General features: G+C 65.8%; 16 protein-coding genes and 1 pseudogene. 6 read left to right on the forward strand and 11 right to left on the reverse strand.

Annotated features, from left to right (window positions below; translation table 11 throughout):
* Nucleotides 1-7: 7 nt before the first annotated feature.
* Nucleotides 8-2458, reverse strand: a complete 2451-nt coding sequence (locus tag ACKI1H_RS26225) for an EAL domain-containing protein (protein ID WP_138520604.1) — start codon at nt 2456-2458, stop codon at nt 8-10.
* A gap of 364 nt (nt 2459-2822) precedes the next feature.
* Between ACKI1H_RS26225 and ACKI1H_RS26230 the strand changes: the two genes are divergently transcribed.
* Both ACKI1H_RS26230 and ACKI1H_RS26235 read left to right on the forward strand, forming a co-directional pair.
* Nucleotides 2823-3926: a helix-turn-helix transcriptional regulator gene (locus tag ACKI1H_RS26230; RefSeq protein WP_440466797.1), complete on the forward strand. Its 1104-nt coding sequence runs from the start codon at nt 2823-2825 to the stop codon at nt 3924-3926.
* A 124-nt stretch (nt 3927-4050) separates the two neighbouring features.
* On the forward strand, nt 4051-4938 hold the full coding sequence (locus ACKI1H_RS26235; protein ID WP_440466798.1) for a class I SAM-dependent methyltransferase: 888 nt from the start codon (nt 4051-4053) through the stop codon (nt 4936-4938).
* Here ACKI1H_RS26235 and ACKI1H_RS26240 read toward each other — a convergent pair whose 3' ends face one another.
* The 5 genes and pseudogenes from ACKI1H_RS26240 to ACKI1H_RS26260 form a co-directional block, all read right to left on the reverse strand.
* Nucleotides 4939-6732, reverse strand: coding sequence for an ABC transporter ATP-binding protein (locus tag ACKI1H_RS26240; RefSeq protein WP_280055914.1), 1794 nt, complete (start codon nt 6730-6732; stop codon nt 4939-4941). It lies immediately after the preceding gene.
* Nucleotides 6725-7309 carry a DsbA family protein gene (locus ACKI1H_RS26245; RefSeq protein ID WP_440468914.1) on the reverse strand — a complete coding sequence of 195 codons (585 nt, stop codon included), beginning with the start codon at nt 7307-7309 and terminating at the stop codon, nt 6725-6727. The genes ACKI1H_RS26240 and ACKI1H_RS26245 overlap by 8 nt, the downstream gene beginning before the upstream one ends.
* A 36-nt stretch (nt 7310-7345) precedes the next feature.
* Complete coding sequence (gene trhO, locus ACKI1H_RS26250; RefSeq protein ID WP_440466799.1) at nt 7346-8281, reverse strand: oxygen-dependent tRNA uridine(34) hydroxylase TrhO; 936 nt, start codon at nt 8279-8281, stop codon at nt 7346-7348.
* Nucleotides 8282-8455: 174 nt separating this feature from the next.
* Nucleotides 8456-8764, reverse strand: a complete 309-nt coding sequence (locus ACKI1H_RS26255) for a BolA family protein (protein ID WP_138520457.1) — start codon at nt 8762-8764, stop codon at nt 8456-8458.
* A 52-nt stretch (nt 8765-8816) separates the two neighbouring features.
* Nucleotides 8817-9375 (reverse strand): annotated as a pseudogene (locus ACKI1H_RS26260) (DUF2059 domain-containing protein).
* 121 nt (nt 9376-9496) lie between these two features.
* Here ACKI1H_RS26260 and ACKI1H_RS26265 point away from each other — a divergent pair.
* From ACKI1H_RS26265 to aqpZ, 4 genes are all read left to right on the forward strand, one after another.
* Entirely contained in the window at nt 9497-10510 is a 1014-nt protein-coding gene (locus ACKI1H_RS26265) for a DUF2804 domain-containing protein (RefSeq protein ID WP_440466800.1), read from the forward strand.
* Between the two features lie 135 nt (nt 10511-10645).
* Nucleotides 10646-12040: a class II fumarate hydratase gene (locus ACKI1H_RS26270; RefSeq protein WP_440466801.1), complete on the forward strand. Its 1395-nt coding sequence runs from the start codon at nt 10646-10648 to the stop codon at nt 12038-12040.
* Entirely contained in the window at nt 12033-12656 is a 624-nt protein-coding gene (locus ACKI1H_RS26275) for an NAD(P)H-dependent oxidoreductase (protein ID WP_138520453.1), read from the forward strand. Before ACKI1H_RS26270 ends, ACKI1H_RS26275 begins: the two co-directional genes overlap by 8 nt.
* Nucleotides 12657-12818: 162 nt before the next feature.
* Nucleotides 12819-13499, forward strand: coding sequence for an aquaporin Z (gene aqpZ / locus ACKI1H_RS26280; protein WP_440466802.1), 681 nt, complete (start codon nt 12819-12821; stop codon nt 13497-13499).
* 161 nt (nt 13500-13660) lie between these two features.
* Here aqpZ and ACKI1H_RS26285 read toward each other — a convergent pair whose 3' ends face one another.
* From ACKI1H_RS26285 to ACKI1H_RS26305, 5 genes are all read right to left on the reverse strand, one after another.
* Complete coding sequence (locus tag ACKI1H_RS26285; RefSeq protein ID WP_440466803.1) at nt 13661-16219, reverse strand: TonB-dependent hemoglobin/transferrin/lactoferrin family receptor; 2559 nt, start codon at nt 16217-16219, stop codon at nt 13661-13663.
* A 275-nt stretch (nt 16220-16494) separates the two neighbouring features.
* On the reverse strand, nt 16495-17445 hold the full coding sequence (locus tag ACKI1H_RS26290; protein WP_440466804.1) for a FecR family protein: 951 nt from the start codon (nt 17443-17445) through the stop codon (nt 16495-16497).
* The gene (locus ACKI1H_RS26295) at nt 17442-17963 is read right to left on the reverse strand and encodes a sigma-70 family RNA polymerase sigma factor (RefSeq protein WP_440466805.1); all 522 of its coding nucleotides are present in this window, start codon (nt 17961-17963) and stop codon (nt 17442-17444) included. The genes ACKI1H_RS26290 and ACKI1H_RS26295 overlap by 4 nt, the downstream gene beginning before the upstream one ends.
* A gap of 188 nt (nt 17964-18151) precedes the next feature.
* A complete protein-coding gene (locus tag ACKI1H_RS26300; protein WP_440466806.1) occupies nt 18152-19111 on the reverse strand; it encodes a DMT family transporter in 960 nt (319 codons plus the stop codon).
* A 117-nt stretch (nt 19112-19228) separates the two neighbouring features.
* Nucleotides 19229-19648: an MAPEG family protein gene (locus ACKI1H_RS26305; protein WP_440466807.1), complete on the reverse strand. Its 420-nt coding sequence runs from the start codon at nt 19646-19648 to the stop codon at nt 19229-19231.
* Nucleotides 19649-19701 lie beyond the last annotated feature (53 nt).

The following is a 19701-nucleotide window of genomic DNA, read 5'->3' on the forward strand; positions in this document are numbered from 1 at the left end:
CGGCGCGTCACCGTCCGGAGGTTGTGTCGGATGCTACGGCTGCGACGTGCGTCTCACGCAGGAAGCTCCGATTGAAGGGTTGCGGCCGGGCCAAACCGTAACCCTGGGCGTAATCGATGCCGATTTCCCGCAGCACTTCGAGGATTTCCTGCGTCTCGACGAACTCCGCCACCGTGCGCTTGCCCATCACGTGGCCGATCTGGTTGATCACCTGAACCATGGCGCGGTCGATGGGGTCTTCGAGCATGTCCTTGATGAAGCTGCCGTCGATCTTCAGGTAGTCCACCGGCAGGTGCTTGAGGTAGACGAAGGAGGACATGCCGGCACAGAAGTCGTCCAGCGAGAAGCGATAACCCAGCGCCTTGAGCTCCTGAATGAAGCGCGTGGCGTTGACCAGGTTGGCGATGGCGCTGGTCTCGGTGATCTCGAAGCACACGCTCGAAGGTTCGATGCCGTAGCGCGGCTGCACTTCGCGGAGGAAGTCGAGGAAGGTGTCGTCACCGATGGTCGCGCCAGAGAGGTTGATGGCGCAGGTATGGATCGGTTCGTAACCACCCTCGGCATTGCGCTCGGCCAGGGTCCGGAAGGCATTCTCGACCACCCAGCGGTCGATTTCCGGCATCAGCCCGTAGCGCTCGGCGGCGGGGATGAAGTTGATCGGCGCCACCAACCGGCCGCACTCGTCGTTCAGACGCAGCAGCAACTCGACGTGGGCGCCCTCCCTCACGCGGTCGTCGACCGGGAAGATCGATTGGGCATAGAGACAGAAACGCTCCTCCTCCAGCCCCTGGCGGATACGTTGCACCCAGGCCATCTCGCCGACGCGGTTGGACAACTCGGTATCATCCGGACGAAACACCTGGGCCCGATTGCGGCCCTTTTCCTTGGCCATGTAGCACGCCATGTCGGCGCAGCGTAGCGCCTCCTCCACCGACACCAGCATGGCGGAAATATGCACCACACCGATGCTGACGGTGATGTTGAAGCCACGACCTTCCCACATGAAGTGCAGTGCCTGCACAGTCAGGCGGATGCGTTCGGCGATCTGCACCGCCATGTCCGGCGGACAGTGTTCCAGGAGGATGCCGAACTCGTCGCCACCCAGGCGCGCCAGGGTGTCGCCATCACGCAGGCACTGCTGCAGCACGGAACAGACCTGGCGCAGCAGCTCATCGCCGGCGGCATGGCCACAGGTGTCGTTGACCAGCTTGAACTGGTCCAGGTCCAGGTACATCAGCGAGTGCTGGTCGTGGGAGTCGGCCGAACTCTCCAGTGCCTGCTTGAGGCGGAATTCGAATTCACGGCGATTGGTCAGGCCGGTCAGGGCATCGTGTGTGGCCTGCCACGACAGGCTGGCCATGTACTGGCGCTCGCGGGTCATGTCGTGCAGTACCAGCACCACGCCGACCACGCGGCCTTCGGCGTGGATGGGCGTGGCCACCAGGGTCACCGCGACGCTGGTGCCGTCCAGGCGCTGGATGAGCTTGCTGGTCTCGCTGCCGCCATCCACTTCGCCGCGCAGGATCTGCCCCACCAGCGGCAGGCCCTCGGTCTGTGAGTTCTCGTCGAGTATCCGCAGCAGCGAACGCAGCGGCAGGCCGACAGCCATGGAGTTGTCCCACCCGATCAGGCGTTCCGCTGCCGGGTTGAAGTAGGCAATGCACTCGTGTTCGTCGAGGGTGACCACGCCGTCGCCGATGGCCGCCAGGGTGGTCTGCGCACGCTCCCTCTCGGTGTCCAGGGCACTTTCGAAGGCGCGCTGCTGGTGCAGCAGCTTGCGCGTGCGCCAGACCGCCAGGAGTATCAGTGCCAGGCCGGTCAACCCGTTGGCCGCCAGCAGCACCCACATGATCATCCGCGAGCCCTGCCCCAGCGCGGCGGAGAAGGCCATGGCGGCCGGCGTAACGCCGTCATTGATGGCCTGGATGCGACTGTTCCAGTAGCTCAGGTCGCCCGGGCGGACGTCGTTGGCGCGGATCTTCGCGCTCATCTCGTCGGCCAGATGCTCCAGCTGGTCGAGGTAGGCGTCACCGATGATCCACATCTTCACGGCCTGGTCGAAGTAGCTGTACTCGTGGAAATAGCGGTACAGCCAGATCAGCGCGCCGACATCATCGGGATGAATTCCGCCCTGCAGCGCGCCGGCGCGGGCCAGTTCCAGGTCGGGTTGGCTGAGGTCGAGGGCGGCGCGGAAGGTACGGTCGCCCTGGGGAATCGCAATGGCGGTGCGGTAACGCTCGTAATCCGCCGCGTCACGGCTCTGTCCGTAGAGTTGCAGGTAGTGGATGGCGTCCTTCTGGCCCTTGGACCAGAGGCTCTCGCCGCCGACATAGGCGCGCACCCCCGAGAGGATAAAGAAGCTGCCGCTGCCGATCAGCGTCTGTAGCAGGACCACGACCATGAATGGCCAGACCAGCTTGAGCAGGCGCGTCGTACGCCGGGTCGGCAACAGCCCCATTGCATCCATAACCAGTTTCGACTTCCTTCTTCTGATCCCTGCCAGGCCACAGGGGAGCAGCTACCACTCCACCTCGGGGACTTCTCTGTCAGGCCGCCCCTTTCTTAACTTCTAGCCGATCACAGGAAATCCTCAAACCGAAGGGCATGACGCTTGGTCGGCTGGAGGCTCACCGTCCGGCGGAAAGATGAGGACCGAGGAGCGCTAAGCACCTTCCGTCGCCTGCCTGCCTTACCCGCCCGGCAGCCGATTAGTGGCCTTGCGACAGCGAAGGCCATGTGCCATACCTCAGCCGATCGTGCATTCTGCAAAGTGCAATCTGCATGATGAAAAGTGCCATCCGCAAACAACCGATGGAGCGACCATGCCACGGCGGGATATGGACAGGCGGTACGACCAGCTGGTGGGCCTGACCTACGAGTGTGTGCTCGACGAGGGCAACTGGCTGCCACTGCTGACCGAGCTGATCTGCGCCAGCGGCCGCCAGCAGGGCGCCCTGCTGTTCTGGGACCAGACCGAGAGCGGTGCGCTGGCCAGCGAGATCAACCTCTGCGACCCCGGCGCCATCGAGACCTACAACCGCGAGTTCTGCACCATCGACCCGTCCAAGGGTTTCATGCTTCACCGCCCGGTCGGCCACTGGTATCACGACCGCGAGGAGTACGGCCCGCAGCGAATGGCCCGCGACCCTTATTACCAGGAATTCCAGCGCCCCAACGGCATGCACAACGTGTCCTGCCTGAAGCTCAGCGAGCAGGCCAATTCCGGCGTCTACCTGTCAGTGCTGACCAGTCTCGGCGCACGCTACCCCGACCCGCAGGAGCAGACCCTGCTGGCCCGCCTGAGCGAGCACCTGACTCGCGCCGCGCGGATGTTCGGGCGCATCGACGAGATGCGCCAGCAACTGGCCCACCGCGACCTGCTGCTGGACCAGCACCCCACGCCGTTGTGGCTGCTCGAAGGCAACGCCCGCGTGCTCTACGCCAACCAGGCCGCGCAGCAGCGGCTCGGGCTGCGTGCGGGCCTGTTCCATGAAATCTTCGGCCGCCTGCACTGCCGCCAGCACGACGCGAAACTCCAGGCCCTGGTACGCCACGCTGCGCCTCGCACCGGCAAAGGCAAGGCCGGCTGGCTGCCACTGGGCGATGGCAGCGGGCAGGAACTGCTGGTCACCCCAGTGCCTGCCGAAGCGAACTTCAACCACCCCTTCCAGCGCCCGCTGGTGCTGCTGGCGCTGCTCGATGCGCATCGCCAGAGCCGCCTGCTGGGCGAACTGTTCGGCCTCACTCCGGCCGAGCAGCGCCTGGGCGACCTGCTGGTACGGGGGCTGATGCCCGAACAATGCGCCGACCAGCTCGGCACTTCGATCAATACGGTGCGCAGCCAGCTGCGTGCGTTGTTCCGCAAGACCCACACCAGCCGCCAGGCCGAACTGGTCAGCCTGCTGGTGCGGCTCGGGCAACGCTGAATTTTCGCGGCCGTCATTCATTCAGATGATGGCCCGGGGCCAACCGCCCCCTAAGGTGTTGGACGGATCACCGGCCAGGCCGGTGGCGCTTTCTTCTCACTGAGCGGTATCCCAGGTGGACGGCATGGACAACGGCACCCAGCAGAATCCGAACTCGCTAACCGAAGCCATCGAGCAACTCGAACAGCAGCTGCGTCACCTCAGGGATGACGAGACGGGCCTGCTGGCGCTCGCCACGGGCAGCGCACCGCCGGGCGAAGCCCCGCGCGTAGTGCCTTTCCCCCGGCGTCGCGAACGACCGATGGGTGAAGGCGCCGGCAATGCCGTGCTGATGGACTACCTCTACGGCATCGACAGCACCCTGCGCTCGCTGCTGCCCGACGGGCCTACCGAGGAGTTGTTCCGCTACGCCAGCTCCGCCCCCGCCTCCCGCGCACTGCGCTCGCGCCGCCAGTTGCTGGCAAGGGAGATCGACCGCTGCTGCGACCAGCTCAGCGGCCAGGCGCGCATCCTCTGCGTGGGCTGCGGGCACCTGCGCGAGGTCGAGCTGGCGCGCTCGTTGCGCCATGGCCAGTTCCGCCAGTTCACCGCGCTGGATGCGCAGGCGCTGTCCCTGCAGACGGTGGAAGCCAGCTACGCCGCGCTCGGCATCCAGACACAGCAGTGCAACCTCGATGACCTGTTCTACGGACGCCAGGATCTCAGCCATTTCGACCTGATCTACTCGCCGGGCCTGTACGAGGTGCTGGACGACCACGACGCCCGCGACCTGACCCGCAACCTCTTCGCCCGCCTGCTGCCCGGCGGACGCCTGCTGATGGGCAACTTCCTCCCCGGCGTGCCGGGCATCGCCTACCTCGAAGGCCTGCTGGACTGGCACCCGCACTACCGCAGCGACGCCTGCCTGCTCGACCTGCTGCTGGGCATTCCCTACAACGACATCGGCAGCGCGCGGGTCTTCCACGACCTGGGCAATTGCGTGGCCTTCCTCGAAGTCACCCGCTACGGCTGATCAGCTCTGCTGCAGGTGCCCATACAGGCGCGCGTAGAGCCCGCCTTCGGCGATGAGTTGCTGGTGGTCGCCATCCTCGGCAATACGCCCGCCGTCGAATACCAGCACGCGGTCGGCCTGTTTCACCGCGGACAGGCGGTGGGCGATGATCAGCGTGGTGCGACCTTCGAGGAAGCGCTCCAATGCCTGGTGCAAGGCGTATTCGGTGGCGGCGTCGAGGGCGGAGGTCGCCTCGTCGAGGATCACCACCTTGGGTTCGGCAAGTACCATGCGCGCAATCGCCAGGCGCTGGCGCTGGCCACCGGAGAGCCGCACACCGGAGCGCCCAACCACACTGTCCAGCCCCTGCGGCAGGGCACGGATGGTGTCTGCCAGCTGTGCCACTTCCAGCGCACGCCAGCAGGCTTCGTCACCGCGCTCCCGGCCCATGGTCAGGTTGGCGCGCACCGTGTCGTTGAACAATGCCGGGTGCTGCAGCACAACCGCCACCTGCTCACGCACGCAATCCAGACCGATCTCTTCCAGCGCCGCGCCACCGTAGCGGATGCAGCCGGACTGAGGCTGGTAGAGGCCCAGCAGCAGCTGCACCAGGGTGCTCTTGCCGCCGCCACTGGCACCGACGATGGCGACCTTCTCGCCGGGGGCGATATCCAGGTCAAGGCCATCCAGCACGCGTTCGTCGCGGTAGGCGAAGCTCAGGTCGCGCACCTGGATACCAACGCTGGTGTGCCCGGCGAACGGATCACGACGGTGCTCGTAATGCGGCTCGTCGGCGCGCGCCAGCAACTCGTTGATGCGGGTCAGCGCGCCGCCGGCGGCGTAATAGGCGTACTGCAGGCTGAGCAGCTGCTCCACCGGGCCGATCATGAACCAGAGGTAGCTGAACACCGCGAGCATCTGGCCGATGGACAGGTCGGAAAACAATACGGTGACCATCGCTGCGGCACGGAACAGGTCGATACCGAACTGGAACAGCAGGCCGCTGGCACGCCCGGCGGCGTCGCTCTTCCACTGCGAGGCAACGGCGTAGTCGCGCACCTCGCGGGCACGCACACCCAGGCGGCCGAGGAAGAAGCCCTGGCGGTTGCCGGCACGCACTTCCTGGATGGCTTCGAGGGTTTCGGTCAGTGCCTGGGTGAAGCGCGAGGTGCTGTCGTTCTCCAGCTTCTTCAGGTGCTTCACGCGCTTGCCCAGCTGCACCGTGGCGAAGATCACCAGCGGGTTGAACAACAGGATCAGCAGCGCCAGTTTCCAGTGCATCCAGATCAGGATGCCGGCGGTGCCGCAGAGGGTCAGCAGCGCCACCAGGAAGCGGCTCAGGGTGTCGCCGACGAACTTGTCGAGGGTGTCGAGATCGGTCACCAGGTGCGCGCTGACCGAGCCACCGCCGAGGGTCTCGTACTCGACCAAGGCGATGCGTTTCAGCCGCTCGATCAGGCGCAGGCGGATGCGGTACACCACGTCCTTTGACAGCCGCGCGAACAGCTTGGCCTGCAGCACGTTGAACACCAGCGCGCAGCTGCGCAGCACGAGGGTCACCAGCAGCATCAGGCCGATATAGCCGACCGGTTTGTGCCAGCCGTCAGGCAGCCAGTGGTTCATCACCTGCAGGGCGGCATCACCCTTGCCCAGCAGCACCTCATCGACCAGCAGCGGCAGCAGCAGCGGGATCGGTACGCTGCAGGCGGTCGCCAGTACGGCGACCAGGTTGGCGAGGATCAGAGCCTTGCGATGACGGAACGCGAGCCGGCGAATCTCCGCCCAGCTCAGGCGGTCAGCGGACAGCTCAGGCATGCCGCCCGCGCTCCAGCCAACGATCCAGCAGCGGCTGGTAGCCGTTGGTCAGCAGGGCCAACTGGCCATCGCGTTCGGCCAACACTGTGGGAAAGCCGGCGATACCCAGGTCGCGTGCCCAGGAAAAATCGGCCAGGGTCGCCAGGTGGTTGTCCTGGCTGTCGAAGGCTTCGGCAAACTCGATGCGCGGCAGGCCGACCTGTTCGGCCAGCTCGGTGAGCACGCTGGCCTGGGTGACGTCGCGGCCTTCGGCGTAGAAGGCGCGCTGGATTTCGCCGACCAGCGCCCAGGCGCAGTCCTCGTCCAGGCGGCGTGCGGTGACCACCGCCCGGCAGGCCGGCTCGGTGTCGTAGACGAAGCCGTCAGGCAGGGCGTTTTCGAAGCGGAACGGCTGGCCGGTGGCTTCATGCACCGCCTGCCAGTGTTCGAGGATGTAGCGCTTGGTGGTCGGTTCCAGCGCGGCGCCCTGCCCCGTGCGCAGCCCGCCCATCACCAGCGCCAGCGGCACGCCCGCGGCGCGCGCCTGCTCCACCAGCTTCCCGGCGACCGGAGCGAAGCCCCAGCACCAGGAGCACATCGGGTCCATCACGTAGAGCAGGCGGCTGGTCATGGATCAGTTCTCCGCACGGGGATCACGGCCAATGGGGTGCGGCTGATTGCGCTCGCGCGCCAGCTCGATCTGCTTCTGCCGCTCGCGGGCACTGGCGCGGGTCTTCTCCGACAGCGAGTCCCAGCAGTGCGGGCAGCTGATGCCCGGCGCGTAATGTTCCGAGGCGCGATCCTCGACCGAGATCGGGTTGCGGCAGGCATGGCACTGATCGTAGTCGCCTTCGGTCAGGTCATGGCGCACGGTCACGCGGTTGTCGAACACGAAGCAGTCGCCGCGCCAGAGGGTCTCGGCCTCGGGCACTTCCTCCAGGTACTTGAGGATGCCGCCCTTGAGATGGAACACCTCTTCGAAGCCTTCGTTGAGCATGTAGCTCGAGGCCTTCTCGCAGCGGATGCCGCCAGTGCAGAACATCGCGACCTTCTTGTGCTTCGCCGGGTCGTAATGCTCGCGGATGTAGTCGGGAAACTCGCGGAACGACTTGGTCTTCGGGTCGATGGCGCCCTCGAAGGTGCCGATGGCCACTTCGTAGTCATTACGGGTATCGATCAGCAGGACTTCCGGATCGGAGATCAGCGCGTTCCAGTCCCTGGGCTCGACGTAGGTACCGACCTGCGCGTTCGGGTCCACGCCCGGCACGCCAAGGGTGACGATTTCCTTCTTCAGCTTGACCTTGGTGCGGTAGAAGGGCTGCTCGTCGCAGTAGGACTCCTTGTGGTCCACGTCGGCCAGGCGCGGGTCGGTGCGCAGCCAGGCGAGCAGGCCGTCGATGCCGGCGCGGGTGCCGGAGACGGTGCCGTTGATGCCTTCCTCGGCGAGCAGCAGGGTGCCCTTCACGCCGTTATCCAGCAGGGTCTGCAGCAGGGGTTCGCGCAGGGCGACGTAATCGGGCAGGGAGACGAACTTGTACAACGCCGCGACGACGATTCTTTCGGTGGTCATGCATCACTCCAGTGGTCGCCCGCGTAAAGGGCGGACCGGGCTCTTTGGATCGACAGCCTGAAACGACAGCGGAATCAGAAGCTGAAAATGACAGCGCCGGCCAAAGGCCGGCGCTGGGTATCGCATTCTACACGGAGCGGGGCCAGGCCCGCACGCGCTTGGTCAGCTCGCCAATCAATGCTGATCGTGCTTGCTGCCGCCGCGGCAGGTCGGTGAATCCGGCGCCGCGCCCTGCTGCGCCCACTCCTCGGGGGTGTAGGTGTGCATGGCCAGGGCGTGGAACTGGCTCATCAGATCGCCGAGGGTGGCGTAGACCTTCTGATGCCGCTTCACCGCGTTCAGCCCGGCGAACACCGGGCTGACGATCACGGCCTTGTAGTGCGTTTCCTGTCCGCGGCTGTGCATGTGGCTCTCGTCCAGTACGTCAAGGTGCTGGGGTTCGAGGGCGCTCAGGGCGGTCTGGATACGGTCACGCATGCTCATGTCGGGTCTCGCTGGCAGTCAGTACGGTTCAGGCGGGTGGAAATCAGGACGATCAGGGCTTCTTGGCGGGAGCGGCCGGGGCCTTCACGCCCAGCTCCTTGTCCATATCAGCCATCAGCTTGTTCACCGGCTCGACTGCGGTCTGCAGTTTGGCCTGGGTCAGCTGGGCGGATTCGGCGGTCAGGCGCGGCATCTTCTCCAGGACCTTGCGGCCCAGGGGCGATGCGTAGAAATCGTTCAGCTGCTTGAGCTCGGACTCGCTGAAGTTGGCGGTGTAGAGCTTGACCAGTTCAGGCTTGAGCTTGTCCCAGCCCACGGCGCGGTCCAGTTCGGCGTTGGCCTTGGCCTGGTAACGGTCGAGCACGGCCTTCTTGCTGTCCGGCGCCTTGGCCTGGGCGAAGCGCTGGGCGAGCATCTGCTGGACTTGCGCGTAGACCGGCACGGTCAGCTTGTCGGCATGGACCTGCTTGAGGAATTTCTCCGCCTCGGCGTTGGCGTCAGCCAGTGCCACGGAACTGAAGCCAACCAGAAGTGCTGCGGTGCAGAGGGAACGAAGAACGGTCATGGGGCAGTCCTGTGAGTCTGAAGGGTGTCCGGGTGGGACCCGCCATTCTGCGCCTAAGTTCGGAATGTGCTCAAGAGAGTGCCAAATGGCCTGGAAGTGACCGGCTTCTCTTGTCGTACAGTTCCCGAAACGGCATGCTGCGGCGCGTTGCCACACGGATGTGACCGATGAACACCCTCACCCACCCGCCGACGCTCGTCGCCGCGCCGCCCCTGTGCGATGCGCGTGGCCGCCTGAACAGCGCGGCCGTGGGCTGGTCGTCGCGGCCACAGACGCTCTGCCAGCTCTCCGGCAACGCCGGCCGGCGCAAGCGCTGGAACCACTGGTGCATCAACGCGCCGGGCTGGATGCTCTCGATCACCATCGCCGACCTCGACTACCTGGGCTACGGCGCCGTGTACTTCCTCGACCTGGAAACCGGACAGTCGGTGCACCGCACCCAGTTCAGCCCCTTCGGCCTGGGCTGCCACCTGCCGGACACGCCGAACCAGAGCCACCGCTTCGAACACGGCCAGCTGTGCCTGGGCTTCGACGAGCAGCCCGGCCAGCTGCGCATCACCGCCTGCGCGCCGAACCTGGGCGGCCAGCCGCTGAACCTCTCCCTGGAAGTACAGCGCCCGGCTCACCTGGAGTCAGTCAACCTGGTGGTGCCCATGGGCGGCAAGTGCTTCCATGCCTGCAGCCGGCAGATGGGCTTGCCGATCAGTGGCAGCCTGACCCTCGGCCACAAGACCTACCGCTGCACCGACGGCCAGAGCTTCGCCGCGCTGGATTTCGGCCGGGGCGTCTGGCCGTTCAATACTCAATGGACCCGCGCCGCCTTTGCCGCGCCCGGGGGCATCGCCGGCAACTTCGGCGCTGGCTGGACGGAAAACAGCCACCTGAGCGAGAACGCCCTGTGGTTCGGCGGCGAGTTGCAGGCGCTGGACGGCCCTGTGGATATCCGCCAGGTGCCGCACGACCCGTTGTCGCCTTGGCAATTGCACGGCAGCGACGATCGCGTCGACCTCACCTTCACGCCGCGCAAGCTGCACCGCGCCTGCCCGCGGCTGGGCCCGCTGTTCGCCGAGACCTGCCAGTGGTTCGGCCGTTTCGACGGATCCCTGCGCAGCGCCGAGGGCGACCTGGTGCCGGTCAATGGCGCACTGGGCTGGGTCGGTTCGACGCACGCTCGCTGGTGACGGTCTTCGGCTCCCTGCTTGTCGCTGAGCACGACACGCCACTGAAACCGCTCTATCACGGCCATTGAGCCAGAGTGGAACCCGGAAGCCCCGTAGCGGCCTAAACTGGCCGAGACCCTTTTCCGGAGAAGCACCATGAGCCGCACCGAAACCGACAGCCTTGGTCCCATTGAGGTCCCCGAAGACGCCTACTGGGGCGCGCAGACCCAGCGCTCGCTGGAGAACTTCGCCATCGGCGGGCAGCGCATGCCGCTGGCCGTGGTGCATGCCCTGGCGCTGATCAAGAAAGCCGCCGCGCGGGTCAACGCGCAATTGGGCGAGTTACCGGAGAACATCACCAGCCTGATCGAGGAAGCCGCCGACGAAGTGCTCGCGGGCGAGCACGACGACCAGTTCCCCCTCGTCGTCTGGCAGACCGGCAGCGGTACCCAGAGCAACATGAACGTCAATGAGGTGATCGCCGGGCGCGCCAACGAGATCGCCGGCAACGGCCGCGGCGGCAAGAAGCCGGTGCACCCCAACGACCACGTCAACCGCGCGCAGAGCTCCAACGACAGTTTCCCCACTGCCATGCACATCGCCGCCGCGCAAGCGGTGCAGAACGACCTGCTGCCGGCCATTGCCGAGCTCAGCGGTGGCCTCGCCCAGCAGGCCGCGCGCCACGCCAATCTGGTGAAGACCGGGCGCACCCACCTGATGGACGCCACACCGGTCACCTTCGGCCAGGAACTCTCTGCCTTCGTCGCCCAGTTGGACTACGCCGAGCGCGCCCTTCGCGCGGCACTGCCGGCTGTCTACGAGCTGGCCCAGGGCGGCACTGCCGTCGGCACCGGGCTGAACGCCCCCAAGGAATTCGCCGACGCCATTGCCGCCGAGCTGGCCGACCTTTCCGGCCTGCCCTTCGTTTCCGCACCGAACAAGTTCGCCGCCCTCGCCGGCCACGAACCGCTGGTGACCCTGGCCGGAGCCATGAAGACCCTCGCCGTGGCCCTGATGAAGATCGCCAACGACCTGCGCCTGCTCGGCTCCGGCCCCCGCGCGGGATTCGCCGAGGTGAAGCTGCCGGCCAACGAACCGGGCTCCTCGATCATGCCCGGCAAGGTCAACCCGACCCAATGCGAGGCGTTGTCGATGCTCGCCTGCCAGGTCTTCGGCAACGATGCCGCCATCACCTTCGCCGCCAGCCAGGGCCACCTGCAGCTCAACGTCTACAAGCCGGTGATCATCCACAACCTGCTGGAATCCGCGCGCCTGCTGGCCGACGGTTGCCGCAACTTCAACACCCACTGCATCGCCGGCATGGAGCCGGACGCAGCGAAGATGCGCGAGCACCTTGACCGCGGACTGATGCTGGTGACCGCGCTGAATCCGCACATCGGTTACGACAAGGCCGCCGAGATCGCCAAGAAGGCCTACGCCGAAGGCAAGACCTTGCGCGAAGCCGCACTGGAGCTGGGCTACCTGACCGACGCCGAGTTCGACCAGTGGGTGCGCCCGGAAACCATGCTGGAGGCAGGCCAGAATGGCTGAAGCGGCCAAGCATGGCGCCACACCCTTCGAGGGCGACGGCAAGCGCGTGCTGTTGGTACTGGGCTCGCCCAAACCCGGCGGCTTCTGCCACGCGGTGGCCGACGCCTATGCCCATGGCGCCCGCGCCAAGGGCCATGTGGTGCACACGCTCAAGCTCGGCGAGATGAACTTCGACCCGGTGCTGCGCGGCGGCTACGAACTGGGGCAGACGTTGGAGCCGGATGTGCTCGAAGCCCAGCGACAGATCCACTGGGCGCAACACATCGCCTTCGTCTACCCGGTCTGGTGGGGCGGCCTGCCGGCGCTGCTGCAGGGGTTCTTCGATCGCGTACTGCAGCCAGGCTTCGCCTTCCGCTACCGCTCGATGGAATCCCGCGAGTTCGAGCCACTGCTGGGTGGACGCAGCGCCGACCTGCTGGTCAGCCATGACCAGACCCACTGGCACTATCGCCTGCGCCAGGGTGCCCCGGCCCACCGGCAGATGACCCGCTGCATCCTCGCGCCCTGCGGCATCGCCCTGCACCACCTGGAGGAGTTCAGCCCGGTACGCGGCTCCGGCGAGGAGCAGCGGCAAGGCTGGCTGCGGCGGGCGGAACAACTGGGCACGCAGGTGTAATGGGGTGGTGGATAGCGCGTGAGGCGCTATCCACCCTACCGTCGGCACTCCATTCGGAAGGCACTCCCTACGCGTTGGGAATTCCCCTACACCGCGCCAACCCTCGACTTCCCTAGCATGCGCTCGCCCCAATTCGGGGTTCCTCTTGCCCCTGGAGGCAGCATGCTTCGCAAACTTTCCGCCGAAATGATCGGCACGTTCTGGCTGGTGTTCGGTGGTTGCGGCAGCGCCATCTTCGCCGCCCACGCCATTGGCGTCCTGGGTGTCGCCCTCGCCTTCGGCCTGACCGTGGTCACCATGGCCTATGCCATCGGCCCGATCTCCGGTTGCCACCTGAACCCCGCCGTCACCCTTGGCCTGTGGGCCGGCGGCCGCGTCCGCACACTGGATGTGGTGCCGTACATCGTCGCCCAGTGCATCGGCGGCGTGATCGCCGGTGCCGTCCTGTTCTACATCGCCTCCGGCAAACCGGGCTTCGATGCGCTGGCCGGCTTTGCCGCCAACGGTTATGAGGCCCTGTCGCCGACCGGATACAGCCTGCACTCGGCGATGGCCATCGAAGTGCTGCTGACCGCGTTCTTCTTGTTCGTGATCATGGGCGCCACCGACAGCAAGCTGGCCCCGGCCGGTTTCGCGCCGATCGCCATCGGCCTGACGCTGACCCTGATCCACCTGATCAGCATCCCGATCGACAACACCTCGGTGAACCCGGCGCGCAGCCTGGGCGTTGCGCTGTTCGCCGACCCGCTGTTCATGAAGCAGCTGTGGCTGTTCTGGGTCGGCCCGCTGGTGGGCGGCGTGATCGGTGCCCTGGCGTACCGCGTGGTACGCCCGGCGGCCTGAGCCTGCTACCTGCTACAAAAAACGGGCGCCTTCGGGCGCCCGTTTTCGTTGGTGCTCGGCCTGTCTGTAGGAGCGAGCTTGCTCGCGAACCCGCCCCGCTCCGCTGCTGCCGGGAAATTCGTTCGCGAGCAAGCTCGCTCCTACAGTCGACAGGGAGCATCTCAGAAGTACTGGGTCAGGCTGAACTTGGCGTTGCGGCCCTGGCTGTAGACGCTGTCACCAGCCAGCGCCGGGTGATAGTCACGGTTGAACAGGTTATCCACGGTGAAGTTCAGCTCGGTGTTCTCCAGGCCCAGGCGGCGCGGCTTCCAGCTGGCGAAGACACGGTGGGTGTCGTAGCTGTCGTTGACGGTCTGGTCCCAGAAGATGTCGCCGACACTGGTGCCCATGCCGCCGGAGTACTTGTCGCTGGGCAGGCGGTCGGTCTTGCGGACGAACTCACCCTGCCAGCCGATCTGCGCATCCCAGGACGGGATCTTGGTGCCCAGGGTGGCGACCCACTTGGCCGGCGGCACGTCGCGCGCCCACACATTCGGGCCCCAGGGGTTGCTGTAGGCGCCGTCGTGCTTGCCGGTCACCCATGAATACGACAGCCCGCCGAACAGCCAGGGGCTGTCGTAGAAGCTCTCGATCTCGAAGCCCTTGTAGGTCACACCCGGCAGGTTGCGGTAGTTGGACAGCGGCAGGTCGTCGCCGCAGCTGCCGGAGATGGTGCCGTTGTCGATGGCCTGCTGCTCGCAACCGACGCTGCGGGTGCGAAAGATTTCGTCCTTGATCTTGTTCTGGAACAGCGTGGTCCGCACCTGCAGGTTGTCACCGTTGATGAACAGGTCCGGCAGGTTGACCAGCGAGCCGAAGCGCAGCGCGTGGATGCGTTCGGGGTCGAGGTCGCGGCTGGTAGCGCTGACGGTGCTGCTGTTCTGCACCTCGTACATCTCGTCGATCACCGGCGCGCGCCAGGTGCGGCTGTAGTCGGCGAAGAAGCCCAGGCGCTCGGTGGCGGTCCAGAACAGCGACAGGCGCGGCGACCAGCCACTGTAGGTCTGCGAGCTGTAGTCGTGGCCCTGGGCGGCATTGTTGTAGAGCGGCGCGTCGTTGTCCTTGCCCTGGTTGCGCACGTGGTCAAAGCGCAACGACGGGGTGATGGTCACGCTGCCCAGGGTCAGCGCGTCCTGGATGTAGGCGCTGTTGGTGTTCTGCTTGCCGCTGGGCATGAAGGTCGGCTGGAAGTGGCCGTAGTTGTAGCGCGCGGTGTCGTAGGTGGAGCCGGGGATGTACATGTCGGTGGTGCGGGTGTGGCGGTGGAACTGCGTACCCACGGTAAAGGCATGCTGCACCTGGCCGGTGGCGAACAGGCTGGTGTTGCGCAGCTCGAGCACCTTGTCCTTGTAGTCGGTGTCCATCTTGCGGCCACCGGTGGAGACCTGGAAGAAGGCGTCCGGGTTGCGCTCGTCAGTCTGGTCGATGTGCGACTCGGAGTACTGCACCATCAGGTCGATCAGCGGGTTGTCGATGGGGTGGTATTCGTACTTGCCGGACCAGGTGGTGTCGGTGGTGTCGCGATGCGCCAGCAGACGCTTGAGCGCGGCCTCGTAGCCGTAGCGGTCGATGCTCGACTGGGTCGGCGGCGTCGGGTAGGAAGCCGAGGAGAACGGCGTCCAGCGAGTACTGTGGGAGCGGCTGTAGGCCAGACTGATGTCGTTGTCGAGGTTGGGGTGCAGGTTCAGCTTGAACAGCCCGGCGTCCAGGTCCTGGGCGCTGTTGGGCAGGCGACTGGGGTTGATCGGATAGCTGTTGTTCGGATCGGGGATGTGCCCGGCGAGCTTGATGTCGCGGCCATCGCGCGCGGTGAGGTAGGCCAGCGCATCGACCTTGCGGTCCTCGGTGCGGCCGTAGACAGCGCCGCTGTAGATCTTCTGCTGGTCGTTGGAGTGGTAGCCGTACTTGAGCATGGCGCCGACGTTCTGGTCATCGCGCAGCATGTCCGGAGCATCCTTGGTCTCCATGTGCACGGTGCCGCCGAAGCCGCCATTGCCGTTGTAGACCGAGTGCGGGCCCTTCTCCACTTCGATGCGCTTGATCAGCTCCGGCTCGATGAACACGGTGCCCTGCTGGTAGCGCTCGAAGCCGCTCTTGGGCGCACCATCGAGGGTGAAGGGCACGTCCTCGGCATCGCCCAGGCCCCAGATGTTCACAGTCTGCCCGCCCGGCTTGGGCGAGCCGCCCATGGTCACGCCAGGCAGGGTCTGCAAGAGGCTGGGAATGTTGTCGGCCTGGATGCGCTCGATGTCCTTGCGGGTCAGGGTCGAACGGCCGACGTTGCTGGAGTCCACGGACAGGCCGCTGCCAACAATGGTCTGCGAATCCAGTTCGATGGCGTTGTCGCTGAACTTGTCGACCTTGCCCGAACGTCGCACGACGAAGCCGTCACCCGCCTCCACCAGCTCCAGCGAAGAGCCCTTGAGCAGATGCTCCAGCGCTTCCCGCACGCTGTAGCGGCCGCTCACCGCTGGCGCCTTGAGACCATCCAATTGGGAGGCGTCGTAGAGCACCTGCACGCCGGCCTGCTGTGACAGGCTGCCGATGGATTCACTCAGCGCCTGCGCCGGCAGGTCGACCTGCCAGTCGGCGGCGCGGCTGTACTCGGCCATCATCAGGCTGCCGAGCAGCACGGCGCAGCCCAGCGGGCGCGCGAACGGGAAGTTGAATCGAAACTGCATGCAAGGCCCTCCCCAGGGTCGAAAAGCGCTGCGCGTTTCGCAGCGAATGACGGGGAAGACCCTCATTCGAGAAAAACCCACACCTGCAAATAAAAATATTTCTCAAAAAAGATTCCGAGCACGTGCGAGCGGAAACGGATTCGGGATTCGGGATTCGGGATTCGGGATTCGGGATTCGGGATTTTCGTAGGAGCGAGCTTGCTCGCGAACCGGCCCAGCTCGGGTGCTGCCGGGAAACACATTCGCGAGCAAGCTCGCTCCTACAAAAAAAGCGATCAGCGCGGCAGGATGACGGCGCTGCCGTCGGCCTTGCGCTGCACGCGCACGTCCAGCAGCACCGGTAGGGCAGCGAGGAAGTCGTCCGGGTGGGCCAGGCGCACGTTGCCGGAGATGGGCTTGTTCGCCAGGCGCTCATCGCCCAGGCGGATGGGCGCTGCGCGGTACTGCGACAGCTCGTCGACCAGCGCACCCAGCGGCTGGTTGCGGAAGGCGAGCATGCCGTCACGCCAGGCGGCGATGGAGGCGACGGGCACGCGGTCCACTTGCGCCTCCCCTGCTCCGCTCGACAACCGGGCGCGGTCGCCCGCCGTCAGCGTCTGCTCGCCCGACACACCGAGCTGCGCCTGCAACGCCACCTTGCCGTGGCGCACGGCGACGCTCAGCCCATCGCTCTCGCGATGCACATCGAAGCCGGTGCCGAGCACCCGCACTCGACTATCGCCGGCGGTCACGCGGAAAGGCCGGTCAGCCTCGTGGGTCACTTCGAAATAGGCTTCGCCGCGCAGCAGCTGCACATCGCGGAAACGGGTGGAGTAATCCACCCTCAGTGCCGAATCCGCCGCCAGGAATACTCGTGTGCCGTCGTTCAGCGTTACCTCACGCTGTTCGCCTGGCGCAGTGGATTGCACCTGCTGCGGATCGGCCAGCCGACCGCCACTGAAGTCGTTGGCCAACAACAATGCGCCGAGGAACAGACTGGCGGCGGCGAGCCCGCGCCAGGGCAGCGCAGGCCGGCGAGTCGGTGCGAGCGCGGGCCGACGAACCTGGTCGAGGTCAGTCCACAGTTGTTCGATTTCACGGTAAGCACACTCATGGGCAGCGTCTTCCGCCAACCAGTCGGAAAAGGCCTGGCGCTCGCGGGCATCCCAGGCTCCCGAGCGCTGGCGGCTGAACCACTTGGCGGCCAGTTCGTCGATCACTCGCTGGCGCTCTTCTAGCGGCGTCATGCTTCGCCCTCCCCCTGAACCTGACGCTTGCAATGCAGCAGCGCACTGGCGACGTGCTTCTCCACCATGCTCAATGAAATCCCCATGCGCCTGGCCACCTCGGGCTGCGAGAGGCCATCGAACTTGTGCAGGATGAACGCCTCGCGACGCCGTGGCGGCAAGCTGTCCAGTGCCCTGGAAAGCTCGCGAAGATACCGTTGTCGCTCGAACTGCACCACGGGTTCGCCCCCTTCGGCGGCCGGTTGCTGGTCGGTGTCGCTGGCCGTTTCCGGCTCGCTGGTGAAACGCCGGGAGCGCTGCCAGTGATCGCGCAGCAGGTTGCGCGCGACCTGGAACAGGAAGGCGCGCGGCTGCTCCACTTCATGCCGCGAGGAGGACTTGAGCCACTGGGCGAAGGCGTCCTGGGCGAGGTCCGCGGCGTCCGCCGAGCTGCCCAGCTGCTTGCGCAGGAAGCGCAGCAACTCGCCGTGGAAGGAGCGATAGGCCTGGGATACCGAACGGGAAAAGCGCTCATCCATCGACGCCCGCCTCCCGGCGTCGCTGCCCTGCCCTGCTGTTGCCCGCTGCCACTTCGCCCCCGAACCGAGGCCCTGGGCCCCGACAACCATCGAATGGCACAAATGATAATACATATCATTTGCGAAAATGAAGTCGAACGCGAGCGATGGATGGCAGAAGGCCGCCTCACGGCGGCCTTTCCTCGGAATCAGACGTTGGCGATACGCGCCCTTCGTGCCCGGTAGCTGCGTAACAGCGAAGGCGCCAGCGCGGTCAGCGCCGAGCCACTGACCACCAGCAGTGCGCCGACATAGGCCAGGCCGTTGAGGTCTTCCGGCAGTACGAACTCCGGCCAGATCGAAGCGGCCAGCGCCACCGAGGCGAAGGTCACGAGCGGCGTGATCGCCAGGGTCGCGCTGACCCGCGAGGCTTCCCAGTGCGCCAGCGCCTCGGCAAAGGCGCCGTAGGCCACCAGGGTGTTCAGGCAGCAGGCCAGCAGCAGCCAGCCCTGTAGCGGCGACAGGTCCAGCGCCTCCAGCGGATGCGCCCAGGGCGTGAGCAGCGCGCCGCAGCCCAGGTAGATCACCATCATCACCTGCACCGAGGTCCACTGGGTCAGCAGCTGTTTTTGTGCGAGACCATAGAAGGTCCAGATGAAGGCGGCGAAGACCACGATCAGCACGCCAGTGGTGTACTCACCGAGCGAGCCGAACAGCTCGGTCAGGCGCTGGTTGAAGAACAGCCCGAAGCCGAAGATCAGCACCGCAAGACCCAGCGCCTGGCCAATGCTGAAGCTCTCCTTGAAGACGAACAGGCTGCCCAGGAGCAGGAGGATCGGCGCGATCTGGATCACCAGTTGCGTGGTCCCCGGCGTCAGCATGCGCAGGCCGATGAGGTAGCAGACGTAGTTGCCGGTGAGACCGAGAATGGCAACCAGCACCAACCCCTTGCCGCGCTTTCCCAGCGGCGAGAAGCTCGGCAGCTGGCGGGTGAAACCCAGGTAGATCAACAACAGTCCACCCGACACCACCAGGCGAAACCAGGTGACGGTGATCGGGTCCATGACCTTCAGGACTTCCTTGAGCTTGATCGGCAGGATGCCCCAGAGGACGGCGGTGACCAGGGCCAGGAACAGGCCGAATTGCCAGCGGCCGGATGAAACGTGCATGAGTGCCTCGACGCGTGTGCGGTCCGCCATGCTAAGTCATGGCGGTATCGCCCCATAGGAACAGTTGCGCGGTGCAACTGTTCCGGTCGCCGGTCGACAACGGCGCGTCGCTGACAGTCAGACCAGCGTGGAGAGGCGCAGCAGCCACCAGATCAGGATGATCAGCTGGACGAAGAAGGCAGCAAAGCGCACCCACACCGCCAGCGCCGAAGTACTGAGCAGGTGCACCACCGACTGGACGATGCGCGCCACCAGCAGGGTTGGCGCCAGCGGGTCGGTGATCACCGTCTGCTGGGTGACCATCGCATAGAGCAGCACCGCGCAAAACAGTGGCACGTTCTCCACGCAATTGGCGTGGGCACGCACCAGGCGCTGGCCGAAGGTGCCGGGGGTGTTGCTGCCGTCAGCGGCGAAGACGTTGACCTTCATGCGGCCGGACATCACCAGCAGGCCGCGCTGGTTGACCAGCAGCAGGACCAGCAGCACGGTCCAGGCAACCAGGCCGAGCAACGCGAAGGCAGAGGGACTCAGGGACATGCGGGACTCCTTTCTCTTGTTGGTTTGAGCGGAGTCTAGGGGAAATAGAGCAA

It is taken from the genome of Pseudomonas sp. YH-1, from assembly GCF_051990045.1.
GTDB lineage: Bacteria > Pseudomonadota > Gammaproteobacteria > Pseudomonadales > Pseudomonadaceae > Pseudomonas > Pseudomonas nicosulfuronedens.

Bases quoted from the DNA above. Each gene is read 5' to 3' on its own strand.
- ACKI1H_RS26255 (WP_138520457.1), bottom strand. From the start codon at position 8,764: ATGAGCATGCGTGACCGTATCCAGACCGCCCTGAGCGCCCTCGAACCC.
- ACKI1H_RS26275 (WP_138520453.1), top strand. From the start codon at position 12,033: ATGGCTGAAGCGGCCAAGCATGGCGCCACACCCTTCGAGGGCGACGGC.
- ACKI1H_RS26230 (WP_440466797.1), top strand. From the start codon at position 2,823: ATGCCACGGCGGGATATGGACAGGCGGTACGACCAGCTGGTGGGCCTG.
- ACKI1H_RS26240 (WP_280055914.1), bottom strand. From the start codon at position 6,732: ATGCCTGAGCTGTCCGCTGACCGCCTGAGCTGGGCGGAGATTCGCCGG.
- ACKI1H_RS26300 (WP_440466806.1), bottom strand. From the start codon at position 19,111: ATGCACGTTTCATCCGGCCGCTGGCAATTCGGCCTGTTCCTGGCCCTG.
- aqpZ (WP_440466802.1), top strand. From the start codon at position 12,819: ATGCTTCGCAAACTTTCCGCCGAAATGATCGGCACGTTCTGGCTGGTG.
- ACKI1H_RS26225 (WP_138520604.1), bottom strand. From the start codon at position 2,458: ATGGGGCTGTTGCCGACCCGGCGTACGACGCGCCTGCTCAAGCTGGTC.
- trhO (WP_440466799.1), bottom strand. From the start codon at position 8,281: ATGACCACCGAAAGAATCGTCGTCGCGGCGTTGTACAAGTTCGTCTCC.
- ACKI1H_RS26285 (WP_440466803.1), bottom strand. From the start codon at position 16,219: ATGCAGTTTCGATTCAACTTCCCGTTCGCGCGCCCGCTGGGCTGCGCC.
- ACKI1H_RS26270 (WP_440466801.1), top strand. From the start codon at position 10,646: ATGAGCCGCACCGAAACCGACAGCCTTGGTCCCATTGAGGTCCCCGAA.
- ACKI1H_RS26305 (WP_440466807.1), bottom strand. From the start codon at position 19,648: ATGTCCCTGAGTCCCTCTGCCTTCGCGTTGCTCGGCCTGGTTGCCTGG.
- ACKI1H_RS26245 (WP_440468914.1), bottom strand. From the start codon at position 7,309: ATGTGCTCCTGGTGCTGGGGCTTCGCTCCGGTCGCCGGGAAGCTGGTG.
- ACKI1H_RS26235 (WP_440466798.1), top strand. From the start codon at position 4,051: ATGGACAACGGCACCCAGCAGAATCCGAACTCGCTAACCGAAGCCATC.
- ACKI1H_RS26290 (WP_440466804.1), bottom strand. From the start codon at position 17,445: ATGACGCCGCTAGAAGAGCGCCAGCGAGTGATCGACGAACTGGCCGCC.
- ACKI1H_RS26265 (WP_440466800.1), top strand. From the start codon at position 9,497: ATGAACACCCTCACCCACCCGCCGACGCTCGTCGCCGCGCCGCCCCTG.
- ACKI1H_RS26295 (WP_440466805.1), bottom strand. From the start codon at position 17,963: ATGGATGAGCGCTTTTCCCGTTCGGTATCCCAGGCCTATCGCTCCTTC.